The organism is Chitinibacter sp. ZOR0017 (genome assembly GCF_000799095.1).
In the GTDB taxonomy this organism is placed as follows: domain Bacteria; phylum Pseudomonadota; class Gammaproteobacteria; order Burkholderiales; family Chitinibacteraceae; genus Chitinibacter; species Chitinibacter tainanensis.
The window spans coordinates 12,515-34,422 of record NZ_JTLG01000001.1; the positions used below are offsets into that span (position 1 = coordinate 12,515).

Consider the following 21,908-nt stretch of genomic DNA (forward strand, 5'->3'; position numbering starts at 1 on the left):
CCGGTGTGTGCGCTACGAAAATAAAATCCGCTACTTGGTATTGCGCGGTGAGCTTCATAACCGCGAATCAGAGGATTTTGCTGTTCAGCCCGGCATTTTCTATTGTGAGCCCCGCGCTGTTTGCCCGTGGTACGGGCCGGTGGTCAGGATAGCGCCACGGCGGGAAAGAAATCACAAAGCCAAACTGGGGCTGGATGCAGTAAAATCAACGATTCAATTTCGTTGTTGAAACCGATTTCTTGCATGCCAGACCGGCGGATTGCCGATGTTTGCTGGTGATGTAAAAGCGGTTTCAAATCTCTGCCGGGCGTACAAACTTGCGCGGAGAGAACCAGCTGCTTGTTGCAGCGTGCCATAGAGTATATGCCAAGATGTCCGACACAAGCAAAGCGTCCGTGAGCTTTATTACCGTTGATGCGGATGATGCCGGCCAACGGCTGGATAATTTTCTGCTCAAGCGCCTGAAAGGGGTGCCCAAGAGCCATGTTTATCGCATCGTGCGCTCGGGCGAAGTTCGTGTGAATAAAGGCCGGGCTGATGTGACGACCCGGGTGCAGCCCGGTGATGTGATCCGGGTGCCGCCAGTACGGGTGGCGGAGCCTGAGGTAAAGCCCGCGAGCGCAATAGCCGCCGCTGATCAGCTGCAAATCCCAGTGGTGTACGAAGACGATGCCTTGCTGGTGTTAAACAAGCCCGCTGGGATCGCCGTGCACGGCGGCTCAGGTTTGAGTTTTGGCGTGATTGAGCTCTTGCGCGCCCAGCGCCCGCAAGCGAAGTTTATGGAGCTGGTGCACCGCCTAGATCGGGATACCTCGGGTTTGTTGCTGGTGGCCAAAAAGCGCAGCGCCTTAGTCAAAATGCATGAAGTGCTGCGGGATAGCCACGGCATTGATAAACGCTATCTGGCGCTGGTGGAAGGGGTGTGGCCGCATACTCGCTGCCACATCAAAATGAAACTCCTGAAATATGAAACGCCCGACGGCGAGCGGCGGGTAAAAGTGCATGCTGATGGTTTGTCGTCCCACACCATTGTGAACCGCAAACAAGCCTGGGCGAGCGCTTCGTTGCTGGAATGCGAGCTTAAAACTGGCCGCACGCATCAAATTCGGGTGCATTTGTCGGCCAGTGGCCATGCCATTCTGGGTGATGATAAATATGGCGATGCCGCCGTGAATAAAGCGCTACCCAAGCAAGGTTTGCGGCGGATGTTTTTGCATGCCTGGCGCCTAAGCCTTAAACACCCGCTCAGCAATGAGCCCCTGACGCTGGAAGCCCCGCTGCCGGATGAATTGCAGCATTACCTCGATACACTTGAGCAAACAAGCAAGAAGGAAGCCTGATGAACGCGCGATTTGAACTGCTGGTGTTTGACTGGGATGGCACTTTAATGGATAGCACCGGCATGATTGCCCGCTCGATCCAGCGCGCTTTTGCGGATGTGGGTTTGCCCGTGCCCGATGATCGCGAGGCGCGTTATGTGATTGGCTATGGCTTGACCGAGGCCATGAGCCACTTGGCGCCGCAGGCAAGTGAAGTCCAGATTCGCGCGGTGGTGGACGCTTACCGGCAGCATTTCTTGGCCAAAGACCAGGAGCTGCAGCTGTATCAGGGGGTGGAAACCGGGCTGGCGCGCCTGCAACAGGCGGGCTATCGGATGGCCGTGGCCACCGGTAAATCCCGGGCCGGCCTCGATCGCGTACTGCGCGCCACGGGCCTTGGGGCGTTTTTTGAGGTGACGCGCACCGCCGATGAAGCGTTTTCCAAGCCGCATCCTGCGATGCTGGAATATATTCTCGACTTTACTGCGGTTAGCCCAACGCGGACATTGATGATTGGTGATACCACTCATGACCTGCAACTGGCCATTAATGCTGGTACCGCGAGTGTGGGCTTAAGCTATGGCGCGCATGCAGCCGATGAATTGCAGGCACTGGCGCCGTTGGCAATGTTTGACGATTTTCCCGCCTTGGTCGACTGGATACTGACCGATGCGTAAGATCTGTGCTGCGGCTGAGCTTGTCGAACGCGGCTTGGCGGTGCGCTTTAGCGTGACTCGCGCGGGTCGGCCTCGGGCGGCGTTGGCGATCCGCTATGGCGGGCAAGTGTTTGGCTATCTGAATGAATGCGCGCATGTGCCGATTGAGCTCGATTTCAATCCGGGCGATGTGTTTGATTTATCGCGCGAGTATTTAATTTGTTCGACGCATGGCGCCTACTATCAGCCGGATAGTGGGGTATGTGTCGGCGGCCCTTGTGCAGGTAAGCGTTTGCAAGCAATACCCCTGGTTGAGCAAGATGGGGCCATTTGGTTGTCTGAGGAAAATGAAGCATGAGTGATTCACTAGAGCGCGATGCGCTGAAAGAAATTCTGACCGCATCAATCAAAGAACATCGCCGCAGCCGCCGCTGGGGGATTTTCTTCAAGTTACTGACCTTTAGTTATTTATTTCTATTCCTCGCGCTGGTGATGGGCTGGATTGGGCCAAAGCAAAGCGAAAGTGCCTCAACTGGCCCGCACACGGCCGTGGTCGATCTCAACGGCATGATTGCCGCGGATACCGATGCCAGCAGCGCGATGGTATTGAGTGGCCTGAAAGCCGCATTTGAAGATACCAATACCAAAGCCGTGGTGCTCCGGGCTAACAGTCCGGGCGGTAGCCCGGTGCAGGCCGGCATGATGTACGACGAAATCCGCCGGCTGAAAAAAGCCTATGCGCAGATCCCGTTTTATGTGGTGATCGAAGATGTGTGCGCTTCCGGTTGCTACTATGCTGCGGTCGCTGCCGACAAAATCTATGCCGATAAAGCCTCGATGGTGGGCTCGATTGGGGTCTTGATGGATGGTTTTGGCTTTACTGGGGCAATGGAAAAACTGGGCGTTGAGCGTCGGTTGATGACGGCTGGCGAAAACAAAGGTTTCCTCGATCCATTCTCGCCACAAAACGAAGCGCAAAAACAAAAAGCGCTGAATATGTTGAATGAAATCCACCAGCAATTTATCAGCGTGGTGCAGGAAGGGCGTGGCAAACGCTTGGTCAAAGATAATCCGGATCTGTTCTCCGGTCTGGTTTGGTCGGGTGAAACGGCTTTGAAGTTGGGGCTGGTGGATGCGCTCGGCTCAGTTGATACGGTGGCGCGTGATGTGGTCAAAGCTGAAAATGTGGTCGATTTTACGCCACAGCCATCGTATGCTGACCGTCTGGCGCGTCAATTTGGCGTGACCATGGCCAATACGCTCGGTAGCAAACTGAGCCTGCAGCTGAAATAAGGAGCCGGCACGATGGCGCGCCGCAAACGCCCGGAAGAGCACGAAAATCATGAACGCTGGCTGGTGTCCTATGCCGACTTCATTACATTACTGTTCGCCTTTTTTGTGGTGATGTACGCCATTTCGTCGGTGAATGAAGGCAAATACAAAGTGCTTTCAACCTCTTTGATTGATGCCTTCAAGCAGCCCAAAACCTCGGCCGAGCTGATTCGGCTGGATAATCAGCCCGTGCCGGGCGCGCCGCAAAAGCTGATCGTGATCCCCGCGCCGACTGTGCAGCCCAATGCCGGTAAGTTTGAAGAGCAAACCAAGAAAATGCAGGGCATTGCGGGCGACTTGCAGCAATCGCTTGGCACCCTGATTGATCAAGGCAAAGTGCGGGTTACCCAATCCAAACGCGGGATTGCGGTGGAAATCAGCGATTCGATTCTGTTTGATACCGGCCGCGCCGAGCTGGCACCTGAAGCGGTGGATGCCTTGCTGGCGATTGCTGAGCGGATTAAAAACACCGACAACCTGATTCAGGTGGAAGGCCATACCGACAATCAGCCGATTCGCGGCATTTTCCCTAGCAACTGGGAGCTCTCGGCGGCGCGGGCCGCCAGCGTGGTGCGCCTGTTTGAATCGGCCGGCGTGGCCTCGCAGCGGATGGTGGCGGTGGGCTATGCCGAGTTTCGGCCGATTGAGCCGAATGATCGGGTTGAGGGGCGGGCCCGTAATCGCCGCGTGACGCTGAATATCCTGGCTGATAATCAGGATGAAATTGCCGTCATTGCGCAATAAACCACAACGGCACGGGGGAGTGACTTGCGACTACAACAAGCTGCCAACCCGGCCATCGTGGAGCGGATCACCCGCTTAGTTTATCGCAGCGCCGTTCCTGGCCAGGTGATCTGCATCCTGACCGCCCTCGTGTTGGCCGCCGCCTATCTCTCGCAAGTTTCCCTGCAATTTCTGGCGGCTTGGTTAGCCGTGACCTGGGCCTTGGCCGGCTGGCGTTTGCATACTGCCTATGGTTATCTGCGGGCCCAGCAGGCGGGCCTGGTGGATTACGCTGCTTGGAGTGCACGCTTTGAGCGGGGAGTGAACCTCACCGCGCTGATCTGGGGCGCGGGCGGTTATTTTTTTATGCAAAATGGCTCGGATATGCATCGGCTATTCACCGCCTTTGTCTTGTCGGGGCTGGTCTCTGGTGCAGTACCGATTTTGGGCGCGCATTATCGGGCACTGCGCAACTTTGCCATTATTATTTTGTTGCCCATTTTGTTCTCCGCCTTAATCGGCAAAGGCCCGTTTGACGGCGTTTTGGCCGCCATGTGCTTGATGTATCTGGTGGTGGTGGTGAAAGGGGTGCGGCATTACAACGATGCGATTGTGGAGAGTATCGAACTTGAGCTGGAGCAGAAGCAGTTAGTGCAACAGCTGGAGCAGGCTCGCAATAGCGCCGAGGCGGCCAGTAAAGCCAAAACTGAATTCATTGCCAATGTCTCCCACGAAATCCGCACCCCAATGAATGGTATCGTGGGGATGGCCCATGTGATGGAGCATTCTGGTTTAAATCCGGCGCAGCGGCAGGATTTAAGCGTGATTCAAGCTTCGGCTGAATTGCTGCTGGCCTTGGTGAATGATGTACTCGATTTATCCAAAATTGAGGCTGGCCAGCTCGATCTCAGCGCTAAACCATTTTCTTTGAATACTACACTGCAGCGCACTGTGCAGATGTTTGCCGAAGTCAGCCGTGAAAAGCACGTTGATTTGCAGTTACAGTTGCCGGCCAACATCGATGTCATTGTGCAAGGCGATCAATTGCGACTGCAGCAAGTCTTGGTCAATCTGCTGGGTAATGCGGTCAAATTTACCCATCAGGGGCAAATTTGTGTGCGGGTGGCGCAACAGGGCGAGCAATGGTGCTTTGAAGTTAGCGATACCGGCATCGGTATCGCTAGAGATCAGCTTAGCCAGATTTTTGAAGCCTTTGTGCAAGCGGATGGTTCGCGCGCGCGCCAATATGGTGGCACCGGGCTTGGTCTCACCATCGCCCGCAAGTTGGTCAGCCATCTAGGCGGGGAATTGCAAGTTGAGTCGCAATTGGGGCACGGCACCTGTTTTCGCTTCCAAATTCCGCTACCGGTGGTAGTCGCAACGCCCGAGGTGGTGGCGGATGCGCCCGCCAAGGGATTGCCGGCATTAAAGGTGTTGCTGGCAGAGGATAACCCTACCAACCGATTGGTGGCCACCAAGCTGCTGCAAATTGCAGGGCATCAGGTGGTGCAGGCCGAAAATGGCCAGCAGGCCATCGAACATGTACAGCAGCAAGACTTTGATCTGGTGTTGATGGATGTGCAGATGCCCTTGGTGGATGGGCTGGAGGCTACTCGACAAATCAGGCAATTGCCGCGCGGCGCTCATTTGCCGATTATTGCCTTAACTGCGAATGCGCTGGAGGCTGACCGGCAAGCTTGCCTTGCCGTTGGGATGAATGCCTTCATCACCAAACCGGTGAAACCCGAAGTTTTGCAGGACACCATGCACCGTGTGTTGCAAACGACGGCCTAGGTTTGCCGTTCGGCGGCCTACCATACTATAAATTAGGCAGACCCCATCTTGGATGTGCATTGTGCCTGAGGCTTTACCCACTGACGTAGCCAAAATTGCCGAAAAGATCACGCACATCAATCAATTAGTTCTTCACGATGTAGCGGCAGCATTGGCAGAGAGTAGCCAATTACAGGTGCTTTGCCATGGTCACTTGCCGCAGCTCCTGCGTACCCAGCTGGAGGTTTTGCACTGCCGCTGCCTATTGGCCGCAGGGCAGTTTCGCCTTGCCTTGCGGCTGATTAACCATGCGATTCGCCAGCTAGATGAACAATCCGCGGCGCAACCCAGAGCCGAGCTGCTGCAAATGCGCGGCATTATTTTGTTCCAGCTAAAGCGCTACCTGAGTGCGGCGGAAGATCTGGCACAGGCGACCGAGCTGGCGGTAGAGGCGATGCAGATTCATATCGCCATTGATTGTTATATGCATATCGCCAGTATTTACCGCATTTATGGCCTGGAGCACGATTTACTGGCGCTATTGCGCTTAGGCTTTTATTTGGCGGGTTCAATTAATGATCCTAAATCAATTGGTAAGAGCGCGATTCATCTGGCAGGCCGCTACTTTAATGATGGCCAGTATCAGGAGGCGCTGGATGTGCTGTATCAAAGCGAGGCCAGCATCCTCGATTGCGGGGATATGACTTGGGTGGTGGAGGCCGGCAATATCATGGCCAACTGCTACCGGCGGCTTAATAAAGCACATGAGGCGGAATTGTATTTTGATTCGATGTTGGCGCTGGCCTTGCATCACCAGCTAAGCTGGGCACGTTCGCTGATTGCCATTCATTACGCCACTTTTCTGGCTGAGCGCGGTGATCGGGTGGCGGCAATGTCCTTGCTGGATAGCGCTCAGGAGGGGGCATGGCAATTTAATGATATGGATCTGCAACAGCGCTACCTCAGCTGCCGTATCGAGATTTTCAAGCAACAAGGGCTGCATGCACAGGCTTTGCAGGCCCTGCGGGAATTAGAGCAAATCCGTATCGCGCAAGTAGAAGGTGAGCAAAACCCGCGTAGCCGGCGCAAGCTGGCACGGTTGGGGCGTTTGCAGCGGGTAATGGCCACGGTCAACCGTACCCGACGTGATTTTGAAAGCTTGCTGGGGCTGGTGGTCTCACGCAGCAATATCAGCCGTGGCCGGCTGTTTCGCGATAAATGCGCCACGTTGCCGGCAGAACATGCGATTGTGGTGGTGAGTATTGAAGCGCCATTGGCCACTCGACGGGTGGTCGAGGATAAAGTCACCGCCATTTTGCGCGAATTTTGTGTCAGCGGGGATGTCTGGGTGCGCCATGGGCTGGGTCAGTATCTGATTTATTTTCACGATGGCCTGCAGCGCAATAACTTATTGCAGCAGCAGTTAGTGCAGCATGTGCAGCATTTCCCCTGGGATTGGCATGAAATACCGGCGCCGCTGGTGGCCAGCCGGCAGGTTTCGCCGCTAGAAGTCGCTCAGTTACTCAATATGCGAGGGAATACATGGAAAGCCTGAGCGCCCAACATGATATTGCCGAATTGATCAGTGCGGTGGAGCTGGGCTACTGGCAATCCAATGCGGCGCAACATCGCGATTGCCGGCGTTTGCTCGAGCTGTGTCTGGCGCGGCGACACCCGATGCTGGGCTATGCCTATCTGCTGTATGGCCGCACCTTTCTGATTGTGGGGGATTTGCCTTGCGCCCGTGAAAAACTCAAACGGGGCCTCGCGCATTGTCGCCGGCATCAACAATTTGAGCATTATCCGCTCGGTTTACTGTGGCTTGGGGTCGTTGAGCTGCAGCAACAACGCTATAGCAGAGCGTTGAAAGCCTGGGGGGATGCGATTCAGCTGGCTCTGGAGCAATCCAACCTTGATGTAGTGATCGAATGTTGCCTGAATCTGGGGGTGCTGTACCGTACAGCCGGTTTGCAGACGGAGAGCGGCGAAGTCTTGATGGCCAGCTTCTCGGTGGCTGAATCCATCGACAGTAAAAAGCTTTTAGCCAAAAGCGGGATTTATGTTGCCGAGTCCTTGATGATTGAGCAGCGATATGCCGAGGCACTAGCCGTGCTGTTGCGCGCCGAGCATGATGTGATCTTGCATGGCGACGTTACCTGGATCGCTCAGCTCTGTGGCAACAAAGGCTATTGCCTGTGGCGCACTGGCAATCTGGCCGGGGCAGAAGCCTGTTTTGATACCTCGCTGACCATGGCCCGCGCCTTCAAGCTCGGCTGGGTGTATATCTTTGTGGCGTTGTACTTCGCGCGCTTTTTGTTAGAGCAAGAGCGAATAGCCGAGGCCAACGAAATTATCGACAGTGCATTTGCGTATTTTGATCTTTACCCCGAGCGGCAGTTTTTAGTGCAGTGGTATGAGCTCAAATACAAAGTGCTAAAGAATCTGGGCCGATATCCTGATGCACTAGTGGTGCTGAAAACCCAGCAGGGGCTTAAGCTGGCGGCGCTCAGTGAAGATTACGAGGCGGCCAGCTCGCCACATTTGGTGGGTGATTTGCGCCGTCGTTATCAGGCCTTGCGGCGGATTTTTCGCAAGATTGAAGGCTTGGTGGAGCTACCGAATGTTCGGGCGGGGATTCGGCAGCTGACGGATTTTCGCGCCCGCTGCGAGGCTGGGCGGGGTGTCGACCGGCTGATCGAATTAGTGGTGCGTCCGCAAAACAAAAAAACCGTCATTCAGCGCACCATGCTGACCATTCGTGAATACTGCTCAGGCAAAGATGCCTGGGTCAAGATCGCTGATGGACGGTTTCTGATTTATCCGGGGCATAACGATAAAAGCCTGTTTGAGTTTGCCCATTGCCTTGTGAAGGCAATTGAGGCCCTGGCCGGTGGACGATTGAGCGAGCAGCCGATTCAGGCGCGCTCGCGCATTTTGCTGGTGGATGATGATGTCATTACCCAGCTGAATATGGTGATTGATCGGGGATGGCATGACGCAGGATGAATTTTCGCGAGTAATGCAGCGTCAGGCGCAGTTCCGGCTGCGTAATTACGATCAGGCGCTGAGTCTGGCTAACGAGCTGGAAGCCTTGGCAGGTTCTGATCTTTATCAGCAGTTGCAAGCCCAGTATTTGCAGGGCGAAGCGCTAGAGAAAGTCGGTGAATTTGCCGCCGCCAAGCAACGTCTGTTGGCGGTTGAGCGCCAGCTGGTGCGTCATTACAAACAAGACCCGCTATTGCTTGATCTGTATGAATGTCTGGGTAAAGCCTGTTATGCAATTGGCGAGCTCAATCTAGCGCTGGAATACTGGAGCAAATGCCTAGAGCTGGCACTGGGGCAGCAGTCGATAGTGCATTACATCAAGGCCTACACCGGGATAGGCGGGGTGTACTTGTACTTTGGCTTGTTTGAAGAATCGCTGCGCCATCATTTGCTGGCGCTCGAGTTTGCCCGCGAGCTGGATGACCCTGTGCTGCTGATGATGCTCAATCTGTGGCTCGGTAGCGATTACAACGAGCTGGGGCGACATGCCGAGGCGCTTACCCATCTCACCGAAGCGCGTAATTTTTACCGCCGCCAGGCCGATGCTGGGCAGGTGAGTGAGGTATTGATGCATAGCGGTTATTCCTGCTTGGGTTTGCGGGATATACCCTCGGCATTGAAGTTTTTCAACGAGAGTATTCGGCTGGCAGAAAGTCATCATCATGGCTGGCCATTGGCGATGGCTAACGCCGGCTTAGCCGAGGTTTATCTGGCGCAAGGGCAGGCTGAACGAGCTTTGCAATTTGCCCAGCAAGCTCACGAATTTGCGCTCCAAAATGCCTCGATTCACCATGAACTGCGCGCCTGCCGGGTAAAATCGCTGGTGCTTGAGGCGCTGGGGCAGCACGCCGAAGCGCTGACTGCCTATGAGCGACATTGTGAGCTATCGGTGCAATTGGCCATCGAACGCAATACCACCCAATTACAAAGTGCGGTGCTGCGGCGGATTAACCGCTCGGAGATTCGCCTGAAGCTGATGCGCGCCGAGCAGCAGCGCGAAATGCTGGAAAACGAGAAAATCCAGCGGCAGGCGGAGTTTTTGGCGGAAAAAAATGCCTTGCTGGCCGTTAACAAAGCCAAGAGTGATTTTCTGGCCTTGGTTAGCCATGAAATACGCACCCCGTTGTCGGGGGTGATTGGCATGCTGCGCCTGGCACGAGGGCAAAAAGAACTGAGCGATACGACACGCGAACAGCTCAGTATTGGTTTAGAAAACGCCGAAACGCTGCTCACCATCATTAACGATATTCTCGATATTTCGAAAATCGAAGCCGGCAAAATCACGCTCGAGACCATTCCTTTTGATTTACACCAGTTAATCAATCAGGTGGCCGCGCTATTTGAGCCAAAAGCGGCGGAAAAGGGCGTGCGCTTTGTCGTGGATTTGGCGCATTTGCCTAAGCAAGGCTGCTTGGGCGATCCGACCCGGCTGCGGCAGATCTTGTTTAATCTGGTGGGCAACGCGATCAAATTTACCGAGCAGGGCAGCGTCACCATTGGGGCCTATCGGGATGGGGAGCAGATTAAATTCTCGATTGCGGATACGGGCATTGGCCTGGATGAGCAAAGTCTGGGGCGCTTATTCAATAAATTCGAGCAAGCCGATACCTCTACCACCCGCAAATATGGTGGCACGGGCCTTGGTTTATCCATCTGCCAGGCGCTGGTCGGTTTGATGGATGGCTCGATTGGCGTGACCAGCCAGCTGGGCGAAGGCACGTGTTTTCGGGTGGAGCTACCGCTAGAGCCGGTCGATTTGCAGGCCAAGGTCCGCGACCCAGTGCAATTAAGTCCATTGCCATGCCAGTTGCGCATTTTGTATGCGGAAGACATTGCGACCAATCAATTGATTGTGGGCGGCCTCCTGGAAGAAATGGGGCAGCGCATGCAGGTGGTGAATAATGGGCAGGAAGCGGTGGAGCTGCTGACCCGGCAGCGCTTTGATCTGGTATTGATGGATGGCCGTATGCCGGTGATGGATGGGCTGGAAGCCACGCGCGTCATCCGCCGGGGGCAGTATCAAAGCCGGGCGATACTTGATCCGCAAAGCTATGTTGTGGCGCTGACGGCTAATGCCGCGGCAGAAGAGCAGCAAGCAGGTTTTGCCGCCGGGATGAATGATTACCTGCTCAAGCCGATTGATCCGATTAAATTCCACGCGGTGTTGGTACAGGCCGTGGCCTATCAGCAGCAGCGCGGGGTGGAATTGCTGCCTATGCTGGAAAAAGCCCCTACGCCATCTGTGGCGACTGGTACGGCCGATGCGGATTGGTTGCGCGAGCTGAGTCGGGCTGGCGTGGCGGTGGATGAGGCGCTCAATCGCCTGAATGGCAATCACGAACGCTTGCGCCGCTGGTTGCAGCAATTGTTTAGCGAGCATCAGCCGCTGATTGACACCTTGCCCGATTATCAATCCCGCAAAGATGCCGCGGGCCTGATCGGGCCGGTGCATGCGCTGCGCGGGGTGGCGGGCACGTTGGGCGTCATGGCGATTTATCAGGCGGCGGGCACGCTGGAGCAGGCGTTGGGGCAATTTCAGCGTGGCCAAGTGGCGCAATGGCCGGTGCTCACGGGCTTGCAGCAAGTATGGGCGCAAAGCAAAGCGCGGCTGTTACCTTTGCTGGGTGAGCCTGTGAGTGCTGAGACGACTCAGCGGGACGATTGGCCCGCCTTACCCACTCAGGCCCGTGCGGCAGGCTTGGAGCTCGCGCAGGCGCTGGCGAGCAAAAGCCTGCGCGCGCGGCAAAAGCTGCAGGCTTTACAGCTGGTGCTGGGGGAGCAAGCGCCGGATTATGGCGTGGGTCAACTGAAACAAAGCCTGGAGCAACTGGATTACCCGGCTGCATTACGGCAATTACGCCGGCAGCTACCTGAGAAAATGGATGAAAACTGATCCTTATGTGCTGGTCGTGGATGACCAGATGGCCAATATCGAAGCGTTGGGCGAATTGCTCACCGCCGAATACGATGTGCACTTTGCCCTCAGCGGCGCTGAGGCTCTGGCGCATGTGCGCGAGCATGCGCCGGATCTGATCTTGCTCGATATTATGATGCCAGATATGGATGGCTACGAAGTCTGCCGTCAGTTGCAGCAATATCCACCCACCCGCGAAACGCCGGTGATTTTTATTACTGCATTGGCCACCCCCGAAGAAGAAACCCGCGGGCTGGATGCGGGGGCGGTGGATTACATTGTGAAGCCGTTTAATCCGGCGATTGTGCGGGCACGGGTGCGCAATCATCTGGCGCTTAAGCAAGCAAAAGATCAGCTGCGAGTGCTGGCACAAACTGATAGCCTCACTAGTCTGGCGAACCGGCGCTATTTATTCGAACGGCTCAGCCTGGCTTTTGCCAAAGCGCTGGATAATCCGCAGCAACAGTTCGCTGTGATTTTGCTCGATGTGGATTACTTCAAACGCTACAACGATCAGCAAGGCCATTTGGCGGGGGATTTTTGCCTGCAACGCGTGGCTGGCGTGCTGAAATCAGCGCTGCGCAATCCCGATGATGTGGTGGCCCGCTACGGTGGGGAAGAGTTTTGCTGCTTGCTGGCCGGCGCTTCGCTCGACGAAGCGCGTGGTATTGCCGAGCGCATTTGCCGCAGCGTGGCCGAGCTGGCCATACCGCACCCCAAAGCCTTGCCTGCCAAGATTGTGACCATTAGCGCTGGCGTGAGCGCCTATCGCCCGAGTCTGCATTCGCTGGAAAGCGTGTTGCAGCTGGCCGATGAGGCGCTGTACGAGGCCAAAGCCGCGGGCCGTAATCAGGTGATGGTAAAGGTATAGCCAGAAACGCTATATTTCATATGGCCTGGCTGGCTATACCCCTTTAGGTTGGAGCCCCATCTTCATTCTTGGGGTGCAGCTTGGCTTCCAGTTTGGCTAGCGCAATGTACAGCACCGGGGTGATAAACAGGGTAATCAGCTGCGAGAACAGCAGGCCGCCCACAATGGCCACCCCCAGTGGTTGGCGCAATTCGGCGCCCGCACCCAACCCCAGCGCCAGCGGCATTGCCCCCATAATCGCGGCCAGTGTGGTCATCATGATCGGGCGAAAGCGCTTGGCGCAGGCTTCGCGGATGGCTTCACTGGGGCTCAGCTGCAGTTTGCGCTGCGCTTCCAGTGCAAAGTCGATCATCATAATCGCGTTTTTCTTCACGATGCCCACCAGCAGCAAGATCCCGATCATGGCAATAAAGGTTAGCTCCAGCCCGGTGAGCTGCAGGGCCAGTAGCGCGCCAATTGCCGCCGAGGGAATCCCCGCCAGAATGGTTAGCGGATGGATCCAGCTTTCGTACAACACCCCCAGCACCACATAAATCACGGCGACCGCCGCCAAAATCAGCCACAGCTGGCTGGTTTGCGATTGCTGATACAGCGCCGCATCCCCAGCAAAACCGCCAAACACGGCTTCGGGCAGGCCGATCTCCCGCTCGGCCGCCGCAATGGCTTGCGCCGCATCGGAGAGCACCACGCCCGGCGCCAGATTAAACGACAGCGTAACGGCAGGCAGCTGGCCTTGGTGATTAATACTGGTCGTCACCGCCGTGCGCTCCACCGTGGCAAAGCTGCTAAGTGGAATAAGGGCGCCAGTTTTGCTGCGCACATGCAGCAGGCTTAGCTTTTGTTCATCCTCGCGATAAGCGTCACTCAGCTGCATTAACACCGAATAGCTATCTTGTGGTGCGTAGATGGTGGCCACTTCGCGCTCGCCATAAGCGGCGTAGAGGGTGTCGCGCAGGCTTTGCATATCGATGCCGAGCTCCGCGGCTCGATCGCGTTGCACCTGAATACGCGCTTGCAGGGTTTTTTGCTCGGCGTCCGAAGTGACATCGCGAAATTGCTCACGCGCCATCAGCGCCGTTTGCAGCTTGCCGGCCCATTGCTCCAAATCGCTGGCATTCACGGCTTGCAAGGTATATTGATAACCGCTTTTACTGCTGCGTGCGCCGACATTCAAGTTTTGCGTTGGGCGGAAAAACACCCGCACGCCAACAATTTTGCCAGTGGATTTGCGTAGGCTTTCCAGCGTTTTTTGCATATCCGCTCGGTCTTTGCGCGGTTTTAGCGTAATAAACAGCCGCCCGCCACCGCCCGAGCTACCCACGCTGGAAGCCACATAATCGACGTTTGGATTGTTCTGTACCGCTTTTGCCACCTGCTGCTGTAGTTTCAGCTGCGCGGGGTAGGCAATATCGGGCGCCATATCAATACTGGCCTGTATCTGGCCAATGTCTTCCTGCGGAAATAGCCCTTTGGGGATCGCCAGATACAGCCAGGCGGTCGTGGCGAAGGTGGCAAGTGTCAGCAGTAGCATCCAGGCTTTGTGGCGCAGCGCCTGATCGAGCAGGCGACGGTAGCCAGCCAGCAGCGCGTTAAAACCGGCTTCAAACCAGCGGCTCCACGCCGGAGCAGGCTGGTGATCGGCCGCGGTTTCCGGGCGCAAAAAACGCGCGGCAAATAAGGGGATGAGTGTCAGCGATACGGCCATCGACACTAAAATGGCCAGCGAAACTACGATGGCAAATTCGTGAAACAGCAAACCCATGGTGCCGGGCATAAAGAAAATCGGGATAAAGACCGCAATCAGCGACAGTGAAATCGAGACCACGGTAAAACCCACTTCGCCAGCACCCTGAATCGCGGCATCCCACGGGCGCATGCCTTCTTCGATATGGCGCACGATGTTTTCCAGCACCACAATCGCATCATCGACGACCAAGCCCAATGCCACGGTTAACCCCATCAGTGAGATATTGTCGAGGCTAAAGCCCAGCCAATACATCAGCGCAAAGGTGGCCAGCAGCGAAATCGGCAGCGAGACCGAAGGAATCAGGGTAGCCGCGGCACGGCGCAGGAACAGCAAGACCGACAACACCACCAGCCCCAGAGTCAGGAGCAGGGTGAGGTTTACATCGTGAATCGATTCGCGAATCGAGGTAGAGCGATCGTTGATTTGCCGCACTTGCACCGAATCGGGCATCTGCGCCGTGAGCTTGGGCAGCATGGCTTTGATGGCATCGACGGTGGCAACAGTATTGGCGCCCGGCTGGCGTTGTACGGCCAGAATGATCGAGCGCTCGCCATTAATCCAGCTGCCGGATTTTACGTTTTCCACGCTGTCTTCAACGGTGGCCACATCTTTGAGTCGCACCGGATTGCCATTGCGGCTGGCGATCACCACTTCGGCAAATTCGGCGGCGTTTTTCAGTTGCTCATTGGCTTGCAGCATCAGCGTTTGCCGCTCGCCTTCCAGCTGACCGACCGGCGAGTTGGCATTGGCGGTTTTGAGTGCGCTGGCGACTTCGGGCAGCGATAAATCTCGGGCGGTGAGTTTTTCCGGGTCAACGGCAATCCGCACCGCGTATTTCTTTTGCCCATAAATCTGCACCTGCGCCACGCCATCAATGGTGGATAAGGCAGGGGCGACCAGATTGTCTGAATAATCATTGAGCTGCGCCAGCGACATTGAGGGTGAGCTGATCGCCAGCATCAGAATCGGCGCATCGGAAGGATTTACCTTGCGATAGCTCGGCGGGCTTTTCATATCGCTCGGTAGCGCCCGATTGGCACGATAAAGCGCTGCTTGGACATCCACCGCGGCAGATTCGATATCGCGGCTAGGGGCAAACTCCAGCGTGATGGTGGTTTGCCCCAGCCGGCTGGTGGAGCTCATGGTCGCCAGGCCCGGAATCGTGGAAAACTGCTTTTCCAGCGGGGTGGCTACCGAATTGGCCATGGTTTCGGGCGAGGCGCCGGTGAGATTGGCTGAGACTTGGATTGTTGGGGTGTCGTAGCTGGGCAGAGCCGAAATCGGCAAATGAAACCAAGCTACAGCCCCAGCCACCATGACGGCCAGCCATAGTAGCAAGGTGGCTACCGGGCGATGAATGGCCCACCAGGAAATCCCGCGTACTTCAGCGCCACTCATGCTGCCGCCCCTTGGCTTGCCGCATGGCTAGCCTTGGCGCTGCCTGAGGCGCGGCCGGCTTTTTTATCGCCGGCTTTGCTTTCTTGTACTTTGGCGCCGGGGCGCAGGTTTTGCCCGCCCTCCAGCACCACCTTGCTGCCGGCTTTAATGCCAGTGATTAGCGCCATGCCATCGGCGCTGCGCACGATCTGCACTGGTTTAGCCTCAACTTGCTGTTGGGCATTGATTTGGTACACAAAGCGCTGTTCTGGCCCGGTTTGCACGGCTTGTAGCGGCAATACGAGGCCACGCTGGCGACCCAGGTCGAGGTTTACGGTCGTGCTTAGGCCTGGCCAGAGCAATTGATCCGGGTTCGCAAATTCGGCCTTCACCAGCAAGGTGCCACTGGTTTTATCGATCTGGCTATCCATGAAAGTGACTTTGCCGGCGCGCTGCTGCCCATCCGGTAGGGTGGTGTTTACCATGACCGAGCCTTGTTGCTTGGCGGCAAGCAGGGCGGGTAGCTCGCGTTCGGGCAGCTGAAATGTCACCTGCACCGGATCCAGCTGGGTGAGCGTGACCAGTGGCTCGCTGCCATTGGTTTGCGCCAGGCTGCCCTGATGCACATTGATTTTGCCGGTACGCCCAGCAAATGGTGCGCTAATACGGGTGTAAGAGAGTTTGACCGCACTGGTTTGTTGATCGGCACGGGCGGCGTTGAGTTGGGCGCGTAGCGTATCCACCTTGGCCTGCGCGGTATCGACGGCCGAAGGTGAAATAAATTTAGCGCGCGCTAGCTCTTGCGAGCGCTGCAGGCTGCGTTCGGCTTCGCGCAGCTGCGCGGCGGTTTGTTCGGTTTGCGCACGGCTTTTGCTGGCGTTGGCTTCGTCATCGCGCGCATCCAGTGTAAACAGCAGCTGGCCGGCTTTGACATTAGCCCCTTCACTAAAATGGATACCGGCAATCTGCGCGGTGAGCTGCGGGCGAATCTCAACGCTGCGAATCGCTTCGACATGGCCAGTGGCGCTGAGCTGATTAGGCAGCTCGCCTTCTTTCACGACCACGCTGGTGATCAGCGTGGGGCGATCACCTTTTTTATTTGCCGCCGCATCAGGTGCTTTCTGACAGCCTGCCAGTGCGGCGACGAGCGTGAGTGGAACGAGAGCCAGTGGGCGCAAATTGTAGGTCATAGAGTGACTCTTGTTTAATCATGAAGTACACCGCGGGCTAGGCCTGCACGGTAGCGGGCAATGATCAAACTCATCGTTAGCATGACCAAGAGGCCAAACCCGATGATGATCAAATACATCGGCGGCATGCCACTGTGACCAAATTGCTTGAGGAGCAGGGCACTGGCATCGCTGGGCACTGGGCTACTCCAGTTTTTCACCAACCAGGCATGCAGCCCCACCATTAGCAAAATGCCGAGGTTTTCGTTGAAATTTTGGACTGCAATCGAGTGACCCGCGCCCATCAACTGATGGCCGCGGTGTTGCAGCATGGCATTCAACGGCACCACAAAAAAGCCGGACAGCGCGCCGATAATGAGCATTAATAACGCAGCCAGCCAGATCTGGTTGACGAGCAACATGATGATGACCAGTGCGCCCATCGCTACGCCGGCCCACAGCACAGTAAACGCGCGCTCCAGTTTCACCAGCCGCCCGGCCAGAAAGGCCCCGGCGGCAATCCCGACTGCCACCAGCGCAATCAGCTGGCTGGCTTGTTCCATGGTGAGGGACAGCCAGATCACCGCCCAGTTCAGCACCACCAGCCGCATGGTGGCGCCCGCTCCCCAGAATAGCGTGGTCACCCCAAGCGAGAGCTGGCCTTGCGGATCACGCCACAGCCGCTTCACGCACCAGGCAAATTCGCGTGCTTGATGGACAGGATCGAGATGAAAGGGCTTTAGCCGCACCTGCAGTTTGGGGATAGCCAGATTGATATAGGCCGCAAGCAAATAGAGCGCGATGGTGCCGGCGATGGCAAATTGGGCTGGGCTCAGATACTGTCCAAGGGTATGGCTATGCAGCCAAATAGATATCTGGGCCCCAGATAAATACCCGCCAATGATGGTGCCAAGAATAATCGCCCCCACCGTGGCGCCTTCTAGCCAGCCATTGGCCTCGACTAATTTTTCATGCGGTAGATATTCGGTAATGATGCCGTATTTGGCTGGGGAGTAAGCGGCGGCGCCAAAGCCGACGATGGCATAGGCAAAGATCGCCGGCATGCCCAGTAGCATGCTGGCACAGCCGACAAGCTTGATGCCATTGCAGATCAGCATGGCCCGGCCTTTGTGCATTGAATCGGCAAAAGCCCCAGCATACGGGGCGATCACGACATACGACACGGTAAACGCCCACAGCAACATCGAGAGGTGCCACTCAGGCGCTTGTTGCTCTTTTAATAAGGCCAGGGCGGCGAAAAACAAAGCATTGTCGGCCAGCGCAGAAAAAAATTGCGCCCCCAAAATGGTGAAGAAACCACGATTCATGGTGTGTGCTCAGCGCTCTGGCGCGGGAATTGTGGCGTTTATATCACGATTGGATGACAAAAAAGCTGCGTGGGATCAGCTTGCGTCGATAAAAACACCAATTATCGGCGCTAAGCGGCGTGTTATGATGCGCTATTAGCTTTCCCCGATGTGGCTGCTGAATGATACTTGACGCGCTTATTACCATCTTTACCGAGTATGGTTATCTGGCCGTGTTTACCGTCTTGCTGATTTGCGGCTTTGGTGTGCCGATTCCGGAAGACGTGTCTTTGGTCGCTGGCGGGGTGATTTCCGGTCTGGGTTATGCCCATGTGCATACCATGTTTGCCGTTGGGATGGCGGGCGTGCTGATCGGCGATAGTCTGATGTTTCTATTGGGCCGCTACGCCGGCCCTAGTTTGCTCGAGCACCGCTTTTTCAAGCGGATGATGACGCCAGAGCGCTTTGCCGCGGTGCAGGATAAATTCGAGCGTTACGGCAATCGCGTGCTATTTGTGGCCCGCTTTCTACCTGGCCTGCGCGCCCCGATTTTTATGACGGCGGGCATGTCGTGCAAAGTCTCGTATCTACGGTTTTTATTGCTGGATGGATTGGCCGCACTCATTAGCGTGCCCATCTGGGTGTATTTGGGCTATTACGGCGCCAAAAATCACGAATGGCTGATGACCTGGCTGGGCCGTGGTCAGGTGGCGATTTTGCTGCTGGTGGCCGTGGTAGCCGTGGTGGTGGGCGTCTGGTATTGGCGCAACCGCAAGAAAAAATAAGCCCATGGCCGCGTGGCTAGTGGGCTGATTCGTCGTTCCTCGTTTTTCTATTTAATATTAATCGTGCTGTGCGCCGCCTCTGGGCGCAACATGGATTAGCCAATGACTCGCCCTATTGAAGTTGTCATTCATCGCTCCGCCCTTCATCACAATTATCAGGTGATCAAGCAGCGCGCCGCCGGCGCGCGTGCTTTGGCGGTGATCAAAGCCAATGCTTATGGGCATGGCATTGAGCAGGTGGTGGCTGCGTTGCCGGCGGCGGATGGCTTTGCCTTACTGGAAATGCCGGCGGCCCTGCGGTTGCGGGCCATGGGCGTTACTCAGCCGATTTTGCTGCTGGAAGGGGCTTTTAGCCCGGCAGAATTGCAGCTCTGCGCTGAGCATGATTTATGGTTGGCTATTCATGAGCCACAACATCTAGAGTGGCTCACGCAAACCACGTTGGTGCGGCCGGTGCAGGTGTTTGTGAAACTCAATACCGGCATGAACCGGCTAGGCTTTGCGGCCGAGCAGGCGAGCGCCGTCGTGGCCCTATTGCAGCAGTTGCCAAATGTCGCCGGCATTACCTTGATGACGCACTTTGCCACCGCCGATGATCCGGCCGTGGGGGTAGCATCCCAGTGGGCACGTTTCCAGGAGGGCACTGCGGGGCTGGGCTTGCCGGTGAGTCTGGCGAATTCTGCGGCGACTTTTGCCTACCCACAGGTGCATGGTGATTGGGTGCGGCCTGGTATTGCCCTGTATGGCAGCTCGCCGCTGGCTGATCAGTCCGCCAAAAGCCTGGGTTTAGTCGCTGCGATGACGCTGCGGGCCAAGATTATTAGTACCCAGCAACTGCAAGCGGGCGATAGCGTTGGCTATGGTGCTACTTTCACCGCTGATCGGCCGATGCGAATTGGCACCGTGGCTTGCGGCTATGCTGATGGCTATCCGCGCCATGCGCCGACCGGTACGCCGGTCTTGGTGGCTGGGCAGCGTAGTCGTTTGCTGGGTCGGGTCTCGATGGATATGTTGTGTGTCGATCTCACCGCAATCGATGCGGCGGGGATTGGCAGCGAGGTTGAACTTTGGGGGCAGACTTTGTCTATCGACGAGGTGGCTGCCAGTGCCGGCACCATTGGCTACGAGCTAATGTGTGCGGTGGCGCCACGTGTGCCAATCCGGGTGGAATAAGCGGTGTGAGCCAGATCGGGCTAAAATCGCCGAAATCCCCCAATTGACATGCTTTGAATTACAATATTGCGGTTTTTATTATTAATTTTCTCCAGCCTGCAGGTTAATCATGGCATTGATCGTCCAAAAATATGGCGGCACTTCGGTTGGGTCTCCTGACCGAATCAAAAATGTAGCCCGCCGCGTCGCCAAGTTTAAAGCCCAGGGGCATGATCTGGTGGTGGTAGTGTCTGCGATGTCAGGCGAAACCAATCGTCTGATCGCTTTGGCAAAAGAAATTCAAACGAATCCAGATCCTCGTGAACTGGATGTGATCGTATCGACAGGCGAGCAAGTTACGATCGGCCTGTTGGTGATGGCACTGAAAGAGCAAGGCTTGGATGCGGTGTCATACACCGGTGCCCAGGTCAAAATTCTGACCGATAGCGCGCACACCAAAGCCCGGATTCAGCACATCGATGATGCCAATATGCGTGCCGATCTGAATGCCGGCCGTGTGGTGGTGGTGGCTGGCTTCCAGGGTGTCGATGCCCAAGGCAATATCACGACGCTTGGTCGTGGTGGCTCGGATACTTCAGGCGTTGCCTTGGCGGCCGCACTGAAAGCCGACGAGTGCCAGATTTATACCGATGTGGATGGCGTATATACCACCGACCCACGTGTAGTGCCGGAAGCGCGCAAACTCAAGACCATTACCTTCGAAGAAATGCTGGAAATGGCAAGCTTGGGTTCTAAGATTCTGCAAATTCGCTCGGTTGAATTTGCCGGTAAATACAATGTGAAGCTGCGCGTATTGTCTTCGTTCCAAGAAGAGGGCGAAGGTACGCTGATTACGTTTGAGGAAGATACAGACATGGAAAAACCGGTCATTTCCGGCATTGCCTTTAACCGCGACGAAGCCCGTATCAATGTGATCGGCGTGCCAGACAAACCTGGTATTGCGTACCAGATTCTGGGCCCAGTGGCTGATGCCAACATCGATGTGGATATGATTATCCAGAACGTTGGCCAAGATGGCACCACCGATTTCTCGTTTACCGTTCCTAAGGGCGAGCTCAATCGCGCGATTAAAGTACTGGAAGGTGTGCAAAGCCAGATCGGCGGCAAATCAGTGTCGGGTGACGACAAGATTTGTAAAGTATCGATCGTGGGTGTAGGCATGCGCTCACATGTTGGCGTGGCTTCCACCATGTTCCGCACGCTGGCGGAAGAAGGTATCAATATTCAGATGATCTCTACCTCGGAAATCAAGATTTCTGTGGTTGTGGATGAAAAGTATCTGGAATTGGCTGTTCGCGTGCTGCACAAGGCCTTTGGTCTGGATCAGCAAGGCTAATTAGCCATCGGGGCAGGCTTTGAAGCAGGCCTCAAAAACAGCGCCGCTGCATGAGTTTGGTAAGTGCCAAATTCGCAGCGGCGTTTTTTTGTGTTTGCAGTGAGGTACTTATGCAACCAGTCGGAAATATTTCAATAAAAGTGTTGACGACAAATGGGGGTGTGGGTATTATCTCGTCTCCCTTGACGGAGACGTGGATGAGTGGCTGAAATCACCTCCCTGCTAAGGAGACATACGGGCTTAAACCTGTATCGAGGGTTCGAATCCCTCCGTCTCCGCCAACGGAAAATTTTGTTGTGTCGTGTGCGCCCGTAGCTCAGTTGGATAGAGTATTTGGCTACGAACCAAAGGGTCGGGCGTTCGAATCGCTCCGGGCGCGCC

The 21,908-nt window shown here is 55.9% G+C and carries 16 protein-coding genes and 2 tRNA genes; 15 read left to right on the forward strand and 3 right to left on the reverse strand.

Going from position 1 to position 21,908, the window contains the following annotated elements; all coding sequences use genetic code 11:
- Positions 1–371 precede the first annotated feature (371 nt).
- From L991_RS00050 to L991_RS00095, 10 genes are all read left to right on the forward strand, one after another.
- Positions 372–1,340 (forward strand): RluA family pseudouridine synthase, encoded by a 969-nt coding sequence (locus L991_RS00050; RefSeq protein ID WP_047390782.1) that lies wholly within the window; start codon positions 372–374, stop codon positions 1,338–1,340.
- Positions 1,340–1,996: an HAD-IIIA family hydrolase gene (locus L991_RS00055; RefSeq protein ID WP_047390784.1), complete on the forward strand. Its 657-nt coding sequence runs from the start codon at positions 1,340–1,342 to the stop codon at positions 1,994–1,996. The genes L991_RS00050 and L991_RS00055 overlap by 1 nt, the downstream gene beginning before the upstream one ends.
- Positions 1,989–2,333, forward strand: a complete 345-nt coding sequence (locus L991_RS00060) for a Rieske 2Fe-2S domain-containing protein (protein ID WP_047390787.1) — start codon at positions 1,989–1,991, stop codon at positions 2,331–2,333. The genes L991_RS00055 and L991_RS00060 overlap by 8 nt, the downstream gene beginning before the upstream one ends.
- On the forward strand, positions 2,330–3,268 hold the full coding sequence (locus L991_RS00065) for a S49 family peptidase (protein WP_047390790.1): 939 nt from the start codon (positions 2,330–2,332) through the stop codon (positions 3,266–3,268). Before L991_RS00060 ends, L991_RS00065 begins: the two co-directional genes overlap by 4 nt.
- A gap of 12 nt (positions 3,269–3,280) precedes the next feature.
- Complete coding sequence (motD, locus tag L991_RS00070; protein WP_028449618.1) at positions 3,281–4,051, forward strand: flagellar motor protein MotD; 771 nt, start codon at positions 3,281–3,283, stop codon at positions 4,049–4,051.
- A gap of 24 nt (positions 4,052–4,075) precedes the next feature.
- Positions 4,076–5,824, forward strand: coding sequence for an ATP-binding protein (locus L991_RS00075; protein ID WP_052190437.1), 1,749 nt, complete (start codon positions 4,076–4,078; stop codon positions 5,822–5,824).
- Between the two features lie 61 nt (positions 5,825–5,885).
- Complete coding sequence (locus L991_RS00080; protein WP_156128932.1) at positions 5,886–7,358, forward strand: hypothetical protein; 1,473 nt, start codon at positions 5,886–5,888, stop codon at positions 7,356–7,358.
- Complete coding sequence (locus tag L991_RS00085) at positions 7,346–8,809, forward strand: hypothetical protein (protein WP_047390796.1); 1,464 nt, start codon at positions 7,346–7,348, stop codon at positions 8,807–8,809. Before L991_RS00080 ends, L991_RS00085 begins: the two co-directional genes overlap by 13 nt.
- Positions 8,796–11,741: an ATP-binding protein gene (locus L991_RS16180; protein WP_052190438.1), complete on the forward strand. Its 2,946-nt coding sequence runs from the start codon at positions 8,796–8,798 to the stop codon at positions 11,739–11,741. Before L991_RS00085 ends, L991_RS16180 begins: the two co-directional genes overlap by 14 nt.
- Positions 11,731–12,633 (forward strand): diguanylate cyclase domain-containing protein, encoded by a 903-nt coding sequence (locus L991_RS00095; protein ID WP_047390799.1) that lies wholly within the window; start codon positions 11,731–11,733, stop codon positions 12,631–12,633. Before L991_RS16180 ends, L991_RS00095 begins: the two co-directional genes overlap by 11 nt.
- A gap of 43 nt (positions 12,634–12,676) precedes the next feature.
- Here the strand turns inward: L991_RS00095 and L991_RS00100 are convergent, their stop codons facing one another.
- Genes L991_RS00100 through lplT form a run of 3 tightly spaced genes read right to left on the reverse strand, consistent with a single transcriptional unit; the run spans position 12,677 to position 18,254 of the window.
- On the reverse strand, positions 12,677–15,778 hold the full coding sequence (locus L991_RS00100) for an efflux RND transporter permease subunit (protein ID WP_047390801.1): 3,102 nt from the start codon (positions 15,776–15,778) through the stop codon (positions 12,677–12,679).
- A complete protein-coding gene (locus L991_RS00105) occupies positions 15,775–16,947 on the reverse strand; it encodes an efflux RND transporter periplasmic adaptor subunit (protein ID WP_052190439.1) in 1,173 nt (390 codons plus the stop codon). The genes L991_RS00100 and L991_RS00105 overlap by 4 nt, the downstream gene beginning before the upstream one ends.
- A gap of 14 nt (positions 16,948–16,961) precedes the next feature.
- The gene (gene lplT / locus L991_RS00110; RefSeq protein WP_047390805.1) at positions 16,962–18,254 is read right to left on the reverse strand and encodes a lysophospholipid transporter LplT; all 1,293 of its coding nucleotides are present in this window, start codon (positions 18,252–18,254) and stop codon (positions 16,962–16,964) included.
- A gap of 161 nt (positions 18,255–18,415) precedes the next feature.
- On the opposite strand from lplT, the gene L991_RS00115 reads away from it, so the two are divergent.
- The 5 genes from L991_RS00115 to L991_RS00135 all read left to right on the forward strand — a co-directional run bounded on the left by L991_RS00115 (position 18,416) and on the right by L991_RS00135 (position 21,906).
- Complete coding sequence (locus L991_RS00115) at positions 18,416–19,018, forward strand: DedA family protein (protein ID WP_028449613.1); 603 nt, start codon at positions 18,416–18,418, stop codon at positions 19,016–19,018.
- Between the two features lie 102 nt (positions 19,019–19,120).
- A complete protein-coding gene (alr, locus tag L991_RS00120) occupies positions 19,121–20,191 on the forward strand; it encodes an alanine racemase (RefSeq protein ID WP_047390807.1) in 1,071 nt (356 codons plus the stop codon).
- A gap of 109 nt (positions 20,192–20,300) precedes the next feature.
- Positions 20,301–21,527: an aspartate kinase gene (locus L991_RS00125; protein ID WP_028449611.1), complete on the forward strand. Its 1,227-nt coding sequence runs from the start codon at positions 20,301–20,303 to the stop codon at positions 21,525–21,527.
- Between the two features lie 187 nt (positions 21,528–21,714).
- A tRNA-Ser gene (locus L991_RS00130) sits at positions 21,715–21,808 on the forward strand.
- A gap of 24 nt (positions 21,809–21,832) precedes the next feature.
- Positions 21,833–21,906: transfer RNA gene (locus L991_RS00135), tRNA-Arg, on the forward strand.
- Positions 21,907–21,908 lie beyond the last annotated feature (2 nt).

Bases quoted from the DNA above. Each gene is read 5' to 3' on its own strand.
- L991_RS00100 (WP_047390801.1), bottom strand. From the start codon at position 15,778: ATGAGTGGCGCTGAAGTACGCGGGATTTCCTGGTGGGCCATTCATCGC.
- L991_RS00125 (WP_028449611.1), top strand. From the start codon at position 20,301: ATGGCATTGATCGTCCAAAAATATGGCGGCACTTCGGTTGGGTCTCCT.
- L991_RS00085 (WP_047390796.1), top strand. From the start codon at position 7,346: ATGGAAAGCCTGAGCGCCCAACATGATATTGCCGAATTGATCAGTGCG.
- L991_RS00115 (WP_028449613.1), top strand. From the start codon at position 18,416: ATGATACTTGACGCGCTTATTACCATCTTTACCGAGTATGGTTATCTG.
- alr (WP_047390807.1), top strand. From the start codon at position 19,121: ATGACTCGCCCTATTGAAGTTGTCATTCATCGCTCCGCCCTTCATCAC.
- L991_RS16180 (WP_052190438.1), top strand. From the start codon at position 8,796: ATGACGCAGGATGAATTTTCGCGAGTAATGCAGCGTCAGGCGCAGTTC.
- L991_RS00105 (WP_052190439.1), bottom strand. From the start codon at position 16,947: ATGACCTACAATTTGCGCCCACTGGCTCTCGTTCCACTCACGCTCGTC.
- L991_RS00060 (WP_047390787.1), top strand. From the start codon at position 1,989: ATGCGTAAGATCTGTGCTGCGGCTGAGCTTGTCGAACGCGGCTTGGCG.
- L991_RS00095 (WP_047390799.1), top strand. From the start codon at position 11,731: ATGAAAACTGATCCTTATGTGCTGGTCGTGGATGACCAGATGGCCAAT.
- L991_RS00065 (WP_047390790.1), top strand. From the start codon at position 2,330: ATGAGTGATTCACTAGAGCGCGATGCGCTGAAAGAAATTCTGACCGCA.
- lplT (WP_047390805.1), bottom strand. From the start codon at position 18,254: ATGAATCGTGGTTTCTTCACCATTTTGGGGGCGCAATTTTTTTCTGCG.
- L991_RS00050 (WP_047390782.1), top strand. From the start codon at position 372: ATGTCCGACACAAGCAAAGCGTCCGTGAGCTTTATTACCGTTGATGCG.
- motD (WP_028449618.1), top strand. From the start codon at position 3,281: ATGGCGCGCCGCAAACGCCCGGAAGAGCACGAAAATCATGAACGCTGG.
- L991_RS00055 (WP_047390784.1), top strand. From the start codon at position 1,340: ATGAACGCGCGATTTGAACTGCTGGTGTTTGACTGGGATGGCACTTTA.